This window comes from Kitasatospora sp. NPDC096204 (assembly GCF_044763205.1).
GTDB lineage: Bacteria > Actinomycetota > Actinomycetes > Streptomycetales > Streptomycetaceae > Kitasatospora.
Genome location: NZ_JBIWFT010000016.1, coordinates 58,007 through 73,202, shown reverse-complemented (window position 1 = coordinate 73,202; position 15,196 = coordinate 58,007). Strand labels below are relative to the sequence as shown.

The 15,196-nt window shown below is 72.0% G+C and carries 16 protein-coding genes and 1 pseudogene; 4 read left to right on the top strand and 13 right to left on the bottom strand.

The window, feature by feature from the left end; translation table 11 throughout:
• Positions 1-51: 51 nt before the first annotated feature.
• Both ACIQ87_RS19435 and ACIQ87_RS19430 read right to left on the bottom strand, forming a co-directional pair.
• Positions 52-279 carry a hypothetical protein gene (locus ACIQ87_RS19435; protein WP_402408036.1) on the bottom strand — a complete coding sequence of 76 codons (228 nt, stop codon included), beginning with the start codon at positions 277-279 and terminating at the stop codon, positions 52-54.
• Positions 280-287: 8 nt separating this feature from the next.
• Positions 288-605, bottom strand: coding sequence for a hypothetical protein (locus tag ACIQ87_RS19430; RefSeq protein ID WP_402408033.1), 318 nt, complete (start codon positions 603-605; stop codon positions 288-290).
• 113 nt (positions 606-718) lie between these two features.
• On the opposite strand from ACIQ87_RS19430, the gene ACIQ87_RS19425 reads away from it, so the two are divergent.
• Positions 719-1,759, top strand: coding sequence for a Scr1 family TA system antitoxin-like transcriptional regulator (locus tag ACIQ87_RS19425; RefSeq protein WP_402408031.1), 1,041 nt, complete (start codon positions 719-721; stop codon positions 1,757-1,759).
• A gap of 23 nt (positions 1,760-1,782) precedes the next feature.
• Here ACIQ87_RS19425 and ACIQ87_RS19420 read toward each other — a convergent pair whose 3' ends face one another.
• Entirely contained in the window at positions 1,783-3,153 is a 1,371-nt protein-coding gene (locus ACIQ87_RS19420; protein ID WP_402408028.1) for a hypothetical protein, read from the bottom strand.
• A gap of 11 nt (positions 3,154-3,164) precedes the next feature.
• A complete protein-coding gene (locus tag ACIQ87_RS19415) occupies positions 3,165-3,914 on the bottom strand; it encodes a hypothetical protein (RefSeq protein ID WP_402408026.1) in 750 nt (249 codons plus the stop codon).
• Positions 3,915-3,940: 26 nt separating this feature from the next.
• Here ACIQ87_RS19415 and ACIQ87_RS19410 point away from each other — a divergent pair, with 26 nt between their 5' ends.
• Entirely contained in the window at positions 3,941-4,819 is an 879-nt protein-coding gene (locus ACIQ87_RS19410) for a glycosyltransferase family 2 protein (RefSeq protein ID WP_402408023.1), read from the top strand.
• A 21-nt stretch (positions 4,820-4,840) separates the two neighbouring features.
• On the opposite strand, the pseudogene ACIQ87_RS19405 reads toward ACIQ87_RS19410, so the two are convergent.
• A pseudogene (locus tag ACIQ87_RS19405) lies at positions 4,841-5,847 on the bottom strand (DegT/DnrJ/EryC1/StrS family aminotransferase).
• A gap of 49 nt (positions 5,848-5,896) precedes the next feature.
• The gene (locus ACIQ87_RS19400) at positions 5,897-6,484 is read right to left on the bottom strand and encodes an NAD-dependent epimerase/dehydratase family protein (RefSeq protein WP_402408022.1); all 588 of its coding nucleotides are present in this window, start codon (positions 6,482-6,484) and stop codon (positions 5,897-5,899) included.
• 126 nt (positions 6,485-6,610) lie between these two features.
• Here ACIQ87_RS19400 and ACIQ87_RS19395 point away from each other — a divergent pair, with 126 nt between their 5' ends.
• Positions 6,611-7,966: a tetratricopeptide repeat protein gene (locus tag ACIQ87_RS19395; protein ID WP_402408020.1), complete on the top strand. Its 1,356-nt coding sequence runs from the start codon at positions 6,611-6,613 to the stop codon at positions 7,964-7,966.
• Positions 7,967-8,084: 118 nt separating this feature from the next.
• Here the strand turns inward: ACIQ87_RS19395 and ACIQ87_RS19390 are convergent, their stop codons facing one another.
• The 4 genes from ACIQ87_RS19390 to ACIQ87_RS19375 all read right to left on the bottom strand — a co-directional run bounded on the left by ACIQ87_RS19390 (position 8,085) and on the right by ACIQ87_RS19375 (position 10,662).
• Positions 8,085-8,483 carry a hypothetical protein gene (locus ACIQ87_RS19390; RefSeq protein WP_402408017.1) on the bottom strand — a complete coding sequence of 133 codons (399 nt, stop codon included), beginning with the start codon at positions 8,481-8,483 and terminating at the stop codon, positions 8,085-8,087.
• Positions 8,484-8,666: 183 nt separating this feature from the next.
• Positions 8,667-9,227, bottom strand: a complete 561-nt coding sequence (locus ACIQ87_RS19385; protein WP_402408014.1) for a GNAT family N-acetyltransferase — start codon at positions 9,225-9,227, stop codon at positions 8,667-8,669.
• 100 nt (positions 9,228-9,327) lie between these two features.
• Positions 9,328-9,966: a DUF6461 domain-containing protein gene (locus tag ACIQ87_RS19380; protein ID WP_402408011.1), complete on the bottom strand. Its 639-nt coding sequence runs from the start codon at positions 9,964-9,966 to the stop codon at positions 9,328-9,330.
• Positions 9,967-10,044: 78 nt separating this feature from the next.
• Entirely contained in the window at positions 10,045-10,662 is a 618-nt protein-coding gene (locus ACIQ87_RS19375) for a helix-turn-helix domain-containing protein (protein ID WP_402408008.1), read from the bottom strand.
• Between the two features lie 111 nt (positions 10,663-10,773).
• Between ACIQ87_RS19375 and ACIQ87_RS19370 the strand changes: the two genes are divergently transcribed.
• Entirely contained in the window at positions 10,774-12,210 is a 1,437-nt protein-coding gene (locus ACIQ87_RS19370; RefSeq protein ID WP_402408005.1) for an aminopeptidase P family protein, read from the top strand.
• A 206-nt stretch (positions 12,211-12,416) separates the two neighbouring features.
• Here the strand turns inward: ACIQ87_RS19370 and ACIQ87_RS19365 are convergent, their stop codons facing one another.
• The 3 genes from ACIQ87_RS19365 to paaK all read right to left on the bottom strand — a co-directional run bounded on the left by ACIQ87_RS19365 (position 12,417) and on the right by paaK (position 15,072).
• Positions 12,417-12,854 carry a GNAT family N-acetyltransferase gene (locus tag ACIQ87_RS19365; protein ID WP_402408002.1) on the bottom strand — a complete coding sequence of 146 codons (438 nt, stop codon included), beginning with the start codon at positions 12,852-12,854 and terminating at the stop codon, positions 12,417-12,419.
• Positions 12,855-12,966: 112 nt separating this feature from the next.
• Positions 12,967-13,638, bottom strand: a complete 672-nt coding sequence (locus ACIQ87_RS19360) for a class I SAM-dependent methyltransferase (RefSeq protein ID WP_402408000.1) — start codon at positions 13,636-13,638, stop codon at positions 12,967-12,969.
• Positions 13,639-13,737: 99 nt separating this feature from the next.
• Positions 13,738-15,072 (bottom strand): phenylacetate--CoA ligase PaaK, encoded by a 1,335-nt coding sequence (paaK, locus tag ACIQ87_RS19355; protein ID WP_402407997.1) that lies wholly within the window; start codon positions 15,070-15,072, stop codon positions 13,738-13,740.
• Positions 15,073-15,196 lie beyond the last annotated feature (124 nt).

The following is a 15,196-nucleotide window of genomic DNA, read 5'->3' as shown; positions in this document are numbered from 1 at the left end:
GAGCCGATGCCGCGAACACGAGACTTCCGGCGGTGATGACGCCGGCTCCGACTACGGCCGCATACCTCTGCGGAGGACGACGACCAGCCGCTCGATGACGTCCGGCCGGGCGGCCCCGAGGTCGATCAGGACGACGCCGGTGGCCTTGGCCGAGCGCCAGTCGATCCCGAGGGACGGGAGCTTCACGGAGGCGGCGCTCAGGACGGCCTGGAGGTCGTCGAGGACGTCGGCCGCGAGGCGACGGTCCTCCGTCGTGATCTTGCCGATCATGCTACTCATCGGGCATCTCACTGTTCGGTGGTCGTGATCCAACGTGCTTCGGTCTCCCACTCGATGCCGCCGGTGAGCGGCCGGAGGTAGGCACGGCCGTGCTGCCACCCCATGAAGGCGGCCCACCGCCCGGAGCGGACGTCGAAGACCCGCTCCCCGGTGATCGCGGGCCGGTAGGGGTCGGACGGCGGCGCCACCCGCCGCGCGGGCGGCGCCGCCGGGGCGAAGGAGTCGGCACTCATCCGCGCCTCGGGGATGGCGTCGCCGCACTGCGGGCAGCGGCAGGCCGGAAAGTTCCGCCGCAGAATCAGGCTTTCGGATTGATTGTTCGTCATATCCACCGGCTAGTCTCTCTCTGCTGTTGCCCCCTCACCAAGAGTGTCCAATCGGGGTTAACATGGGAAGAGCTTCACTTTGACACCGGGCACTGTGGAAATGGGTGATCTCCATGCCTCAGCGAGAAGTTGACCCGACCTCATCCGCGCACGCGGCCATCGGCGTTCAGCTCCGGCGGTTCCGCAGGGCGAGGGGACTGACGCAGGTCGAACTCGGACGGCGGACCAACTACAGCGACTCGCTCATCTCCATGATCGAGAACGGCGACCGCCCCGCGCCGCTGAACCTCGTCCGGCGGTGCGACAAGGAGCTCGACACCTGCGAGGCGCTTGAACTCCTGTACTGGACCGCCAAGAGCAGCACCTTGATCGGCGGCTTCGTCGCCTACATCGAGCACGAGCGCAAGGCCACCGCCTTCAAGATCTACGAGCTGAACGTCATCCCCGGGCTGCTTCAGACGCGGGCCTACGCGTCCGCAATCGTCAACGCCGAAGTCCGGCGAGGCGAGATCTCCCAGGACCAGATCAGCGAACGCCTGAACGTCCGCATGGCCCGGCAGGCCTTGCTCTACCGGGAACCCGCTCCCTCGATCCACATCATCCTGGAGGAGAGCTGTCTCCGGCCCATCGGCGGGCCGGTCGTCATGGCCGAACAACTGCGCCGACTGGAGAGCGTGGCCGGCCTTCCCCACGTCACGTTGCAGATCGCGCCGTCCAGCCTCGGCGAAAACCTCCCGACGATCTGGCCGTTCACGCTCCTGACCTCCCCGACCGGCACATGGATGGCCTACCTCGAAACCATCCAACGGGGCTACGTCGAACGCGAAGACCAGGACAACATCCGCTCCCTCGCAAGGACATACGATGGACTCCAGGTCCAATCCCTCTCATGTGCGGACTCGCTGGCTCTCATCCGCGCCCGCCTCAAGGAGCTCCACACCATGTTCCCCATCACGACCGTCACGCCCAACTCCTGGCTGAAGTCCTCGTACAGCACCGGCGGCGGCCAGTGCATCGAGGTCGCCCCCGGCCACCCCGGCATCCTCCCCGTCCGCGACAGCAAGGACCCCGACGGCCCCCAGCTCGCCTTCGGCCACGACGCCTGGCAGTCCTTCATCACCGGCATCAAGTCCGGCGAGTTCGGCACCGTCTGACCCCGCCGCCGTCCCCTCACTCTTCACCAGACTTCGCCGAGCGGGACCGAGAGCCGGTCGATCCACCGCTTCTCCTCCGTCCGCTCTCGTAGGGGAGCGACCAGCCAGGGCACGAGCCGAGGGGCCGGAACGGCGGCGATCTGATCAACCGGGCGGAGGAGCCCCCTCTCGCAGGTCTCCGCCGTCCACACCGTGAACCGGGCATTGGGGTAGGCGGGGTTGATGCCGATCTCCCCCTTGGGGCTGACACCGTTGAACGGCATCGAGATGCCCTCCTGGTTCCAGTACGTCCATGCCTGCAGGGCCTTGGCCTTTTCGAAGCAGTGGTAGAGCTGCGGGTAGCGGTCGAGGAGCCGGATCTCCCGAAAGATCAGCTGGCCGAGGAGGTACGGTGCCGTCTCGGCCAGCGTGCCCAGGCCTGCCTCGTGGAACGTGAAGTCCTGGGCATCCTGGCGCGGGGCCAGGGACGTGACGGCGAAGAGGTGAGACATTCGTCGGCGGACGTAGCTGGCGGCCGAGGCCGCCAAGCCGGGCTCGATGTGTCCGACGAGATCGAGGAGCTGGGCATGGCCTGGGTGGAACCGCCCGAGGTCGAAGAGCGTGCCCATGCCGTCCACGGCGGAGAAGGCGAGGTCCTTGTAGAGCCGGTTGTTCATCTCCCCGCGGTCCGCGTACTCGCGGGTGGCCCGGCTGGTGGAGTGGAGCATCAGGTACTCGGCGACCGTCTCGAAGTACAGGTACCCGAGAAACGGGAAGACCGGGACCGTGACGGCGAGGGCATCGATGAACGTCTCCTCCGATGTCGTGCCGCCGCCGGCGTTGTGCAAGAGCGCATCGAGGAACGGGGCTGCAACACGCACCCGGTCCACGACGGACTGCAGCACCTGATCGTCCTCAGCTGCGGTGAGGACGTGCTGGTACGCCTGGTAGGCGCGCAGGTGAATGCCGCCCAGGCGCAGGTAGTCGAGGCCCTTCAACGGCGCCGGGCGGTCAGGGGTCACCTCGATGACCAGCGGCGTGCTGCCCCGGCGGCTCGCCAGGGAGTGGCGGGCGTCCAGCAGGTGGGAGCCGAGGTTGTGGGGCAGCAGGGCACCGCCGGGCAGTGGGGTGAGGGGTGAGCCGTAGACTGCCCCGACCAAGCAGCCGGCGGAGGCGAGCAGATGGCCGCTGGAGCGGACGGCGTCCAGGGAGCGGGTCAGGTGCAGCAGGTGGACCGGACCGCCGGAGGCGAGCGCGCCGAGCATGGCGTTGCCGTCCTCGCGCAGCAGGTGCCCGTTCGGGGCCTGGGAGAGACGGTGGTGCCAGTCGGCCTCGGTGTCGGTGAGGCCGACTGGCACCGGGCGGTCGGGCGGTGCGCTGTAGTCGGTGTGCGCGAGGTCCCACTCGGTGTGCACGGGGGCTTCTCCTACTCGGGCATCACGGCCTGGAGCGCGTGCTCCAGGGCCTGGGCGTCGGTCGCGCCGTCGAGACGTTCCTGCTCGCTGCTCACCACCAGGTCGTGGGCGAGCACCGGTGCCCAGGCGGGAACCTGCAGGCGAAGCCGTCCGAGGTCGGGCCACCAGCGGGCCAGTGGCAGCCGGTAGCGGTCGAGCGCATCGGCTGCCTTGAGGAGGTCCACCGCCGCCTGGTGCTGCCAGTAGGCGCGATCTTGGTCGGCCGTGAAGGCGTGGTGCGGCACGTCGTGGAGGGCGACGGCGGTGATCGCCTCCGTCGTGGCCGCCGTCCCGAAGGCCGCCTCCACGTCGGCGCTGTGCTCGGCGAGCCAGTCGGCGGCGCGCTGGCCGTGGCCGGGATCGTCGCGGTCGTTCAACCGCCGACAGTCGTGGCAGGCCGCCGCGGCGGCGAGCGCCTGCCCCTGGTCCGGCGCGAGGCCGAGGTCGGCGGCGAGCAACTGTACGAGCACGGCGACGCGGGCGCCGTGGCGCGCGCCGTGGATCGAAGCGGCGGTCTCCCTGCGGGCGAACCAAGTGTCCTTCGGTACCAGCGGCAGCGGCCGGTGTGGCAGTCTGGGCCGGACACCCGGGCCGGCGGGCCGGCGGCGGGCGATCCAGTCCAGGGTCGGCCGGTCCATCACCTGGTGGTCCGGCAGACGGCCGGTGCCGGCCAGCTCGCGCAGCGACGGTCCGCCGCCGGGCCGGGGTGTCGGCGAGATCATGAAGGTTCCTCGAAGGGTCGGGTGCGATGGGCGTCACGCTGGGCGTGGTGGTGCTGACGATGGGAAACCGGCCTGCGGAGCTGACGGCGCTGTTGGAGTCGGTACGGGCCCAGGACGGCGGCGACACCGGCGTTCGGACCGTCGTGCTCGGGCAGGGCGTGAAGCTGCCCGAGCTGCCGGAGTGGGTGGACGCGGTGGAGCTGCCGGAGAACCTCGGCATCCCCGGGGGCCGCAACGCCGGCGTGGAGCGGCTGCGCGAGCTGGGCGGCACGGACGTGCTGGTCGTCCTGGACGACGACGGGCTGCTGCCCCGCACCGACACGTTCCGGCTGCTCCGGGACGCCTTCGAGCAGGACCCGGAGCTGGGCATCGTCTCCTTCCGGATCGCGGACGAGACCGGGTTCACCCAGCGCCGGCACGTTCCCCGCCTCGGCGCATCCGACCCGATGCTGTCCGGGGAGGTCACCACCTTCCTGGGCGGCGGCCACGCCATCCGCATGAGCGTGATCGACCAGGTCGGCCTGTTCCCCGCCGAGTTCTTCTACGCGCACGAGGAGACCGACTTCGCCTGGCGCGCGCTGGACGCGGGCTGGCGGATCGACTACCGCGCCGACCTGGTCCTCCAACATCCCCGCACCGACCCGGCCCGGCACGCCGCCTACTACCGGATGACGGCCCGCAACCGGGTGTGGCTGGCCAAGCGCCACCTGCCCGCCGTCCTGGTGCCGATCTACCTCACATCCTGGGCGGCCTACACGCTGCTGCGTCGCCCGCCGCTGACCGGTCTCAAGGCGTGGTGGTCCGGCTTCTTCGAGGGCGTTCGGACGGCCTGTCCGCCGCGTCGACCGATGCGGTGGAGCACGGTGTGGCGGATGGCGAGGCTGGGCCGGCCGCCGGTGTTCTGATCACCGACCCAGCACGCCCGGTCAGGTCCAGATGGCGTGCAGGGCGTCGATGACGCGCTGCACGTCCGCAGCTGTCATGGCCGGGTAGCAGGGCAGTGAGAGCTGCCGGGCGGCGATCTGCTCGGTGACGGGCAGGTGGCAGTCCAGGTAGCGGTAGGCGGCGAGGCGGTGCACCGGCTTGAAGTGCACGCTGGTGCCGATCCCGTGGCCGTCCAGGAGCAGGTCGGCCACCGTGTCCCGGTTCCGGCCGCCGACCGGGTCGATCAGCACGGGGTAGAGGAACCAGCCGTGCCGGACCCCGTCCAGGACGGTCGGCAGCCGCAGTCCCGGGAGGCCGGCCAGGGACCGGTCGTAGGAGGCGGCGATCCGGGCCCGGCGTGCGGTGAAGTCGGTGAGCTTCTGGAACTGCTGGAGGCCGACCGCGGCCGTGATGTCCGGCATCGTGTACTTCAGGCCCGGCACGGTGACCTCGTAGTCGGCGGTGCGGCGCTTGCCGTGGCGCTGCCACACGGAGGAGTCGATGCCGTGCCGACCGAGCAGGCGGGCGGCCTGGACGAGGTCGGCGCGGCCGACGATCATCCCGCCCTCGCCAAGGTGATGACCTTGTTGGCGTAGAAGGAGAACACCGCCAGGTCGCCGACGCTGCCCGCCCGCAGGCCGTCGCGCCAGGCGTGCAGCGCGTGGGCCGCGTCCTCGATCAGCAGCAGGCCGTGGTCGTCGGCCAACTTGCGGAAGGCCGGGAGGTCGCAGGGCTGGCCGCCGTAGTGCATGACCACGATGGCCTTCGTCCTAGGAGTGATCGCCTGCTCTGCCGCCTCGGGGTCGAGGTTGAAGGTGACCGGGTCGGCCTCGGTGAACACCGGGGTGCCGCCGCACCGGACGATGGTGTTCGGGGCCGCGCAGAAGGTCAGGCTCGGGGTGATCACCTCGTCGCCCGCCTCGATCCCGGCCGCCAGCAGGGCGAGGTGCAGGGCGGCGGTGCACGAGGAGACGGCGAACGCGTCCTCGACGCCGAGATCGGATTTCACCGCTTCCTCGAACCGGCCCGCCTTCGGGCCGGCCGTGAGCCAGCCCGAGCTAGACCGAGAAGTACCGGACGATCGAGCACGCGGTGCCGCTGCCCCCGAGCATCAGGCGCACCTGGCGCTCGCCCCACAGCTTCGTGTTGGCGTACACCGAGATCGGGTTGAGCGGCCGGTCCTCGCTGAACCTCACCACGCCGTCCCCTGCCGGGGTGCCGTCGCCGTAAACGGCTGCGGAGGAGACGAAGACCAGCCGTTTCACCGGCGAGGCCACCACGGCGTCCAGGACGGTCTGGGTGCCGTGCGCGTTGGCGGCGAACGCGGTGTCGGGCCGACGGGTACAGGCGGCGACGTCGGCGTACGCGGCGGCGTGGATCACGTAGTCCGCGCGGCCGGTGAGCCACTTCACGGTGGCCCGCTCGCGCACGTCGCCGAGGACGACCCGGGCGCCGTGCCGGTCCACCCGGAACAGGTCCCGCACCGGCTGCGGATAGGCGTCGAACCGGTCCAGGACGATCGGCACGGCGCCGCAGGCCGCGAGCTGCGCGACGATGCGGCTGCCGACCAGGCCACCTCCTCCGGTGACCAGCACGCTCGCTCCGGTCAGCTCGCGCAGGCGTGGGTCGCGGTACACGTCGGCCATGGGGCATCGACCTCCTCTGAAGTGCGGGTTTGTGCAACTCAGTGAACAGCCGGCCACGCTCGGGCGGTACGTTGATGCCCCGCTCATCCCGTTCAATCCGTTCAAGATCGCTTCTGGGGAGGCGAGTTGACTGGGCGCAAGGAGCCGAACCGGCAGCTGGCGGCCGTCATCGCGGAAGCAGGGTGCACGTACGAAGCCCTGGCCAAGGCGGTCCGCGCCGTCGCGGCGGAGGCGGGCGAGACACTGCACACCTCTCGCTCGGCCGTACTCTCCTGGGTCAGGGGCGGAACCCCGGCCGGTCGGACCGCGGCCTACCTGGCCGAGGCCCTGACCAGATCGGCGCAGCGGAAGGTGACGACCGCCGAGATCGGTCTAGGCTTCCCGGCCATCGGGGAGGCCATGGCCCCTGATCCTCTGGCAACCGCTGCCGACCTCGGGAGGCTAGTCATGTTCCACCGCCGCGACTTCCTCGCCCTCGCCTTCTCCACCGTCACCGTCGGGCTCCCTCTTGCTTACGACCACCGGGCCGTCGCCGCCGCCCTGCGGACCGCGACGGGCGGGCGCCGGGTCGGAACCGAGGAGGTGTCCGTCGTCCGGCAGCTCACCGAGATGTTCCGGACCGCCGACGAGAGGCTGGGCGGCGGCCACGGCCTGTCCACGGTGTCGTCCTACCTGGCCGATGCCGTCGTGCCGATGCTCCAGGCCACGTTCCCGTCCGAGGAGGTCCGGCGCAGCGCCTTCGGGGCGGCGTCCGAACTGGCGACCCTGGTCGGCTGGAAGTGCCACGACCTCGGCCGCGAGGGCGCCGCCCAGCGGTTCTACCTCCTCGCCTACCAGCTCGCCTGCGAGTCCGACCCCGCTGGGCACGGCGCCTGGATGATGCGGGCCCTCACCCACCAGGCCCTCGACCTGAACCAGACCACGCACTGTGTCGAACTGGCCGAGGCCGCACTCGCGCGGGCACAGGGCAGGGTCGACCGCAGGACGGAGGCACTGCTGCTGGTGACGGCCGCGCGGGCGTACGGAGCGAGCGGCGAGACCAAGAACGCCGCCGGGGCGCTCCTGGCCGCCGAGGACGCCATGCTCGCCGGCGACGACGGCGTGCCCTCCTACGCCGCGGCCTCCGGCCCGGTCGCGGCCACCGTGGCATCGCACACCGGCAAGACCCTGACCGGGATGAACGACCACCGGGCCGCCGAACGGCACTACCGCGCGGCGCTGGAGGACCGCGTTCCGGGCACCTACCAGCGAGTCCGCGGCCTGACGATCGCGAACCTCGCCAAGTCCGTGGCCGCCCAGCACCGCCACGAGGAAGCCGTGATCCTCTGGAACCAATGCCTGGACCTCATGGACGGCGTGGCATCCGACCGCAACAACCAGGAGCTGAGGACCGTGCGTTCAGCCATGACCGTCTACGGCAGGCGCGGAATCCCCGGCGCGCGAGAACTCGCGCAGCGAGCGGCCCATCTCGCTTCCATGTGACATCAGATGACCCGATGAAAGACCTGCCACACCCGAACCCATACCCTGGCTGACGAACTCGGCCCTGAGCCGGGTGGACTGGGCGCACGCTGGGCCGGCAGGGTGTCGACCTCGCCGTCTACCGGCCTTCCTGGAGCAGGAAGCGGCCGGAGCGCCAGTGGAGGTGGGCGGGGCCGCCGGTGGGCCAGTCGTGGTTGAGGTGGCGGCGGTTGCGACCGAGGGTGCCCAGGTCGTGGGGGCGGAGGGTTCCGCCGGTCAGGCCGGCGGCCTCCTCGGCGGTGACCGGCAGGATCGTCACGTACTGGGCGTCGTCGCCGCCCATCCAGTCGACGACCTCGGTGAAGATCCACACGAAGCGCTGCGAACACTCCTTGCAGCGCCGCAGGTTCACCGAGAAGTGCGAGCCGTCCACCACCTCCGCCTCGTGCTCGAAGCCCGCCTGCTGCCGCCGCCAGACGGCCTGTTCGTCCTCGCCGTAGCACTTCGCACAGCCGAACTCCGCCATCGGCCTTCCCATCGGTCGACTCCTGTTCCGCGACGTCCCGGTCGCGGCCCATGATGCCCTCGGCTGCCCTCACCACAGCCGGGCCTTTCACCCGCCCGGTGAACAATTCACGGCCCGTTCCCGCACCGTTCGCACCCCAAGAGGGAGAGGTGCCAGCCGGGTTGACGACGCGCCCGGGAAACGGCCCCCGGGGCGTCAGGACTCCGGTGCCGGGCGGTTCGGCGGGCCCGCCCGCAGGAGCAGGCCCGCACCGCCGTCGAACTCGATGCCCTGGAACGAGGCACCGGTCCTGACGTGATCGAATCCGAGTTCCCGGTGCAAGTCGAGCGAGGCGGGGTTCCCGGCGGAGACGAAGCACCAGACGGCCGGGTCCTGTCGGTGGACCCAGTCCATTCGCCACCGGGTCAGCAGCCTCCCGATGCCGCGGCGGCGCCAGGCGGGGTCCACCGTGACGCCGGTCAGGTAGTAGCCGGCCGGGGCGCGGTCCACGGGGTGCTCGGGCAGGAACGCCGCGTTCGCGTACCCCACGGCCTCACCGGCCACCTTGGCGGTGACCACCAGGCTGCGTCCGGCGCGGCGCGCCCGATCGATGCGCTCCGCCCATGCGTCCGCCGAACCGCCGCGCGCCCGGGCCTGCAGCCCGGCCAGCACCGGCACGTCCGCCCCGGTCGCCTCCGCCACCACCGCGGACACCGGGGCAGGCCGCTCGACCGGATGCGGCAGGTAGGCGGCGAACCGCGGATCCGTTCCCGTCATGCCGCCTCCCCCGCTCCCACCGCCTCTTCGACCCACCACGCTACGACCGGCTACGACCGCCCGTGCCCGTTCCGGCACCCGGCCGGCGACGTGCCTCGGATCAGTCGACCTCCAGCAGCACCGCGGGGAGTTCGGCCTCCCGCACCAGGGCGCGCGGCAGGGTGAGCCCGAAGTGGCGGCCCAGCACCTCCAGGCAGGTGCGGTGGAGGTCGCCGCTCTCGCGCTCGGGGTCCGGCAGTCCGGCGGCGGCCAGCTCCGCCGTCAGGGCGGCGGCCGCGGCCGGCTCGCCGCGGACGTCGCCGGGGCCCCAGGTGGGGTCCAGGTGGAGGTTGAAGTGGCAGTGCTCCCGCCCGTCCCGGTAGCTGCTGAAGAACGGCGGCACCGGCTTGCCGTTCTCCTCCTCGAACTCCAGGTGGTAGATCTCGGCGCCGCCGCGCGACACGGACGGCGGGATCGTCAGCTCGCCCTGCCAGTAGCCGTACGCCACCGCGAAGGCGAGGTCGCCGCTGCGCCCGTGGTGCAGCGCGATGTCCTCGACGTCGCCGGCGAACTCGAGCTCGTGGTCCTCGACCAGGTCCTCCGCGGCGAGTTCGCCGAGCGGCCGCGCGGTGCGTCCCGGCAGCTCCTCGGCGATCCGGGCCACCAGGTCCTCCGGTGTCAGGCCGCGGGCCAGCACGACGCTGTAGCCGCCGTAGGCGATCGACTCGGGTTCCGCCAGCCAGCTGAGTGCGTCCGTCATGGTGATCATCCTGCCCTAAGGGTCGGACACGTTCGGTATTCCGAACGATCCGGCGGTGCGCCGAACCGCCACGGGCGCTCAGTGCCAGAGCCCCCAGGAGGCCGGGCGGGCCGGCTCGGCGAGGTGGCCGTGCTGCTCGGCCCGGTACTGCAGCACCAGCACCGAGCGGACCCGCTCACCGTCCAGCGCGGTGTAGGCGTGCGGCAGCGCGGCGTCGAAGCCGATGTAGTCGCCGGGGCCGAGCTCGATCTCCCGTCCGTCGACCCGCACGCCCAGCCGGCCCGCCTGGACGACGGTGTGCTCGGTGCCGGTGTGGCCGCCGGACTCCTGCGCGGCACCGGCCCGCACCACCTGGTCGTACAGCTCGAACACCGCGTCCCCGGACTCGATCCGGCGCAGCGGGCGCAGATCGACGCCCCGCCCGCTGAGCACCTCGGTCTCGGCCGCCCGCACCACCGTGACCTCGCCGCCCGGCCGCGCCTCGACCAGGTCGGAGATCGGCACGCCGAGCACCCGGGAGAGCCCGAGCACCGTCTCCAGCGTCGGGTTCCCGGCCCCGGACTCCAGCTGGGAGAGCGTCGCCTTGCCGACCCCGGCCTGCCGGGACAGCTCGGACAGGGACAGGCCACGCTGGGCCCGTACCCGCTTCAGATTGGCGGCGAGGACGCCCCGGACGGATTCCTCGGCGTCGTTCACTCTCGACCTCTTCTCACCAGGCACTGTTCGATATACCGTACGGGACGCACACCGACGGACGGGGCAGCGTAGCGAAACGCCTCACTTCCCTCACCCCACCAGGAGACCGCAGTGACCGAGCCCGCCGAGACCATCAAGTACCGGAAGAACGGCCTGACCCGCGGCGTCACGGACGAACTCGCCGAGAGCATGACGCAGGGCTGGGCCGACACCGAGCGCACCGCCCTGGAGCCGGTCCCGCAGGCCGCGCACACCGCCCGCCGCCGCGCGGAGCTGTCCGCCGCCTTCCCCGGCGAGCTGCTGGTGATCCCCTCCGGCAACCCCAAGGTCCGGGCCAACGACACCGACTACCCGTTCCGCCCCTCCTCCGACTACGCCTACCTGACCGGCGACCAGTCCGAGGACGGCGTCCTGGTGCTCACCCCCACCGGCGAGACCGGCCACGAGGCCGCGCTCTACCTGCGCAACCGCTCCCGCATCGACAACGGCGAGTTCTGGCTGGACGGCCACGGCGAGCTGTGGGACGGCCGCCGCAACAGCCTGACCGAGAGCGAGCAGCTGTTCGGCCTGCCCTGCCGGGACGTGCGCACCGTCGGCGCCGACCTGCGCGCGGCCACCGGCCCGGCGCGGGTGCTGCGCCGCCACGACGCGGGCGTGGAGGCGGCACTCGCGGACCGGGCGGACGCCGAGCGGGACGAGGAGTTCGAGGTCTTCCTGTCCGGACTGCGCCTGGTCAAGGACGAGTTCGAGATCGAGGAGCTGCGCTTCGCCTGCGCCGCCACCGCCCGCGGCTTCGAGGACGTGGTGCGCGTCCTCGGCACCGACACGGAGACCGCCGAGCGGCTGATCGAGGGCACCTTCTTCGTCCGCGCCCGGATCGAGGGCAACGACGTGGGCTACAGCACCATCGCCGCGGCCGGCCCGCACGCCACCACCCTGCACTGGGTGCGCAACAACGGCCAGGCCCGCCCCGGGGACCTCCTGCTGCTCGACGCGGGCGTGGAGACCAACCACCTCTACACCGCCGACGTCACCCGCACCCTCCCGGTCAGCGGCCGGTTCACCGACCTCCAGCGCAAGGTCTACGACGCCGTGTACGCGGCCCAGGAGGCCGGCATCGCGGCCGTGCGGCCGGGCGGGCAGTTCCGTGACTTCCACCACGCCGCCCAGCGCGAACTCGCCGAACACCTCACCTCCTGGGGCCTGTTCGGCGACCTGAGCGCGGACAAGGTGTACGAGCTGGGTCTGCACCGCCGCTTCACCCTGGCCGGCACCGGCCACATGCTGGGCATCGACGTCCACGACTGCGCCCACTCCCGCACCGAGGAGCACGTCGACGGCCCGCTCAAGCCGGGCATGGTGCTCACCGTCGAGCCGGGCATCTACTTCCAGGAGAACGACCTGACGGTGCCGGAGGAGTACCGCGGCATCGGGGTGCGGATCGAGGACGACATCCTGGTCACCGAGGACGGCAACGAGAACCTCTCCGCCGACCTCCCGCGCCGCTCCGACGAGGTCGAGGCCTGGCTGGCCCGCCTGCGCGGCTGACGGACGAACGCCCGGGGCCGGTGTTCCCGTCCTGTCAGGACGGGAACACCGGCCCCGGGCTCGGTCGGTCGGGTGCGCGGCTGCCGGCAGGCGATCAGGGCGGAGGGCGATCAGGGCGGAGGGCGATCAGGGCGGAGGGCGATCAGGGCGGCGGGCGATCAGGGCGGAGGGCGATCAGGGCGGCGGGCGATCAGGGCGGCGGGCGATCAGGCCGGCAGCGGCTTGACCCAGCGGCTCCACTGCGGCTCGGGCGCGTAGCCGGCCGCCTGCCAGGTGCGGTGGCCGAGGGCGTTGTCGTCCAGCACCATGGCGTCGGCACGCCGCCCGCCGAGCGCGGCGAAGCGCTCCTCGGCGGCCGCCAGCAGCGCGGCGCCGATGCCCCGGCGGCGGTGCTCCGGGTCGACGGCGAGGCGGTAGAGGTGGCAGCGCCAGCCGTCCCAGCCGGCGATCACCGTGCCGAGGACGGTCGCCGGATCGCCGGCCGGGGTGGCGACGATCAGGCAGTCCGGGTCCCGGGCGAGCAGTGCGGCCACCCCCGCCTCGTCGTCCGTGATGCTGGCGCCCTTGGCGGCCCGGGCCCAGAGGGCGAGCAGGGCGGGGATCTCCTCGGGGACGGCGGTACGCAGGGCAATCTGGTCGGTCATGCGCGCCTGTCTAGCAGCCGGACCCGCCGCGCCGCCGGGGATTTCGCAGCTCGGACGGCTGCCCGTACGCCCCTGCGGTGCTCGGACGATCACCCCTCGGTGTGAGCGGCCGTCAGCCGAGGCGCCACACCGTGGTGGTCTTGACCGCCGTGTCCTCCAGGTCCGCGACCACGGGCACCTGGTACGCCGCCACCGCGGTGAACCGCTCCCGGGGCAGGTAGGCCCGGCCCGGGTCGCCGACGATCACGGTCGCGCCGCGCGCGGCGGCCCGCTCCAGGAAGGGCAGGAAGCGGGCGGCCATGGCCCGTTCGTAGAAGACGTCGCCCGCGAGCACCACCTCGGCGGGCCCGCCGTCGCCGTCCACCAGGTCCACCAGGGTGCCGTCCACGCGCACCCCGTTGGCCCCGGCGTTCAGCCCGATCGCGGCCACCGCGTAGGCGTCGATCTCGGCGGCCCGCACCTCCGTGGCCCCGCGCAGCGCGGCGGCCACCCCGACCAGCCCGGAGCCGGCCGCGACGTCCAACACCGTACGGCCGGCGACCAGTTCGGGGTGGTCCAGGACGTAGCGGGCCACCGCCACACCGCCCGCCCAGGCGAAGGCCCAGAACGGGGGCGGCAGCCCGGCCTCCCCGCGTGCCCGCTCGGTGGTCTCCCACAGGGCGATGGCGTCCTCGGCCATGTGCAGGCGGATCTCGGGCACGAAGGGGACGGGCTTCAGCTCGGTCTCCCGCCGGATGAAGGCGAGGTCCTCGGCGGGCTGAAGAGTGCGCAGCTCACTCGGCATGCCCCGCAGCATAGAGCCCGCGCGGGGGTCGTTCCGCCACGCTGCCATGCCTCCGCCCATCATCCCGCCGTCCCGTCACCCCGCAGCCCGCGCACCGGCTCAACCCCGTTCGTCCACCACCCGCTTGATCTTCCCGACCGAGCGCTCCAGCGTGTACGGGTCCACCACCTCGACCGCGACGGTGATCCCGACCCCGTCCTTCACCGCGCGGGCGATGTCCGCCCGCGCCGACGCCCGCTGCTCGGTGGAGGCTTCCGGCCGGGCCTCCACCCGGACGGTCATGCTGTCCATCCGCCCCTGCCGTCCGAGCCGCAGCTGGAAGTGCGGGGCGACGCCCGGGGTGCGCAGCAGGATCTCCTCGATCTGGGTCGGGAAGACGTTCACCCCGCGCAGGATGATCATGTCGTCGCTGCGCCCGGTGACCTTCTCCATCCGCCGGAAGGCCGGCCGGGCGGTGCCGGGCAGCAGCCGGCTGAGGTCGCGGGTGCGGTAGCGGATGATCGGCAGGGCCTCCTTGGTGAGCGAGGTGAAGACCAGTTCGCCGCCCTCCCCTTCGGGCAGCACCTCGTCCGTGAACGGGTCGACGATCTCCGGGTAGAAGTGGTCCTCCCAGATGTGCAGCCCGTCCTTGGTCTCCACGCACTCCTGGGCGATGCCCGGGCCGACGACCTCGGAGAGGCCGTAGATGTCCACGGCGTGCAGGTCGAGCCGCTCCTCGATCTCGCGCCGCATCTCCTCCGTCCAGGGCTCGGCCCCGAAGATGCCGACCCGCAGCGAGGTGCTGCGCGGGTCGACGCCCTGCTTCTCGAACTCGTCCAGCAGGGTCAGCAGATAGGACGGGGTGACCATGATAATCTCGGGCTCGAAGTCCAGGATCAGCCGCACCTGGCGGGCCGTCATGCCGCCGGAGGCCGGGATGACGGTGCAGCCGGCCCGCTCGGCGCCGTAGTGGGCGCCCAGACCGCCGGTGAACAGCCCGTAGCCGTAGGCGATGTGCACCTTGTGGCCGGGGCGGCCGCCGGCCGCACGGATCGAGCGGGCGACCACGTCGGCCCACATGGAGAGGTCGTTGTCGGTGTAGCCGACCACGGTCGGCCGGCCGGTGGTGCCGCTGGAGGCGTGGATCCGGCGGACCTGCTCCATCGGGACGGCGAACATGCCGAAGGGGTAGCCCTCGCGCAGGTCGGCCTTGGTGGTGAAGGGGAAGCGGGCGAGGTCGTCCAGGGTGTGGCAGTCCTCGGGGCGGACCCCGGCGGCGTCGAACTTGCGGCGGTAGAGCTCGACGTTGTCGTACGCGTGCCGCAGGGTGGCCCGTAGCCGGGTGAGCTGGTGGGCGCGCAGTTCGTCCGGCGTCATCCGCTCACCGGCGTCCAGGAGCTCGGGCGGGATCGGCTCCCCGAGGTGTCGGCGCGGGACGGGTGCGGTGCCGGTCATCGTCGCTCCTTCGCTGCTGCTCTGTCTGCGTCCTGCCGGGCTCTGGCCGTATCCTGCCGGGCGCCGCCCGTGTCCTGCCGGGCTCGGTCTGTGTCCTGCCCGCCCCAAGTTGCCTACCGATCGT

Bases quoted from the DNA above. Each gene is read 5' to 3' on its own strand.
- ACIQ87_RS19360 (WP_402408000.1), bottom strand. From the start codon at position 13,638: ATGCCGAGTGAGCTGCGCACTCTTCAGCCCGCCGAGGACCTCGCCTTC.
- ACIQ87_RS19385 (WP_402408014.1), bottom strand. From the start codon at position 9,227: ATGACGGGAACGGATCCGCGGTTCGCCGCCTACCTGCCGCATCCGGTC.
- ACIQ87_RS19415 (WP_402408026.1), bottom strand. From the start codon at position 3,914: ATGATCTCGCCGACACCCCGGCCCGGCGGCGGACCGTCGCTGCGCGAG.
- ACIQ87_RS19400 (WP_402408022.1), bottom strand. From the start codon at position 6,484: ATGGCCGACGTGTACCGCGACCCACGCCTGCGCGAGCTGACCGGAGCG.
- paaK (WP_402407997.1), bottom strand. From the start codon at position 15,072: ATGACCGGCACCGCACCCGTCCCGCGCCGACACCTCGGGGAGCCGATC.
- ACIQ87_RS19365 (WP_402408002.1), bottom strand. From the start codon at position 12,854: ATGACCGACCAGATTGCCCTGCGTACCGCCGTCCCCGAGGAGATCCCC.
- ACIQ87_RS19430 (WP_402408033.1), bottom strand. From the start codon at position 605: ATGACGAACAATCAATCCGAAAGCCTGATTCTGCGGCGGAACTTTCCG.
- ACIQ87_RS19435 (WP_402408036.1), bottom strand. From the start codon at position 279: ATGAGTAGCATGATCGGCAAGATCACGACGGAGGACCGTCGCCTCGCG.
- ACIQ87_RS19410 (WP_402408023.1), top strand. From the start codon at position 3,941: ATGGGCGTCACGCTGGGCGTGGTGGTGCTGACGATGGGAAACCGGCCT.
- ACIQ87_RS19390 (WP_402408017.1), bottom strand. From the start codon at position 8,483: ATGGGAAGGCCGATGGCGGAGTTCGGCTGTGCGAAGTGCTACGGCGAG.
- ACIQ87_RS19380 (WP_402408011.1), bottom strand. From the start codon at position 9,966: ATGACGGACGCACTCAGCTGGCTGGCGGAACCCGAGTCGATCGCCTAC.
- ACIQ87_RS19425 (WP_402408031.1), top strand. From the start codon at position 719: ATGCCTCAGCGAGAAGTTGACCCGACCTCATCCGCGCACGCGGCCATC.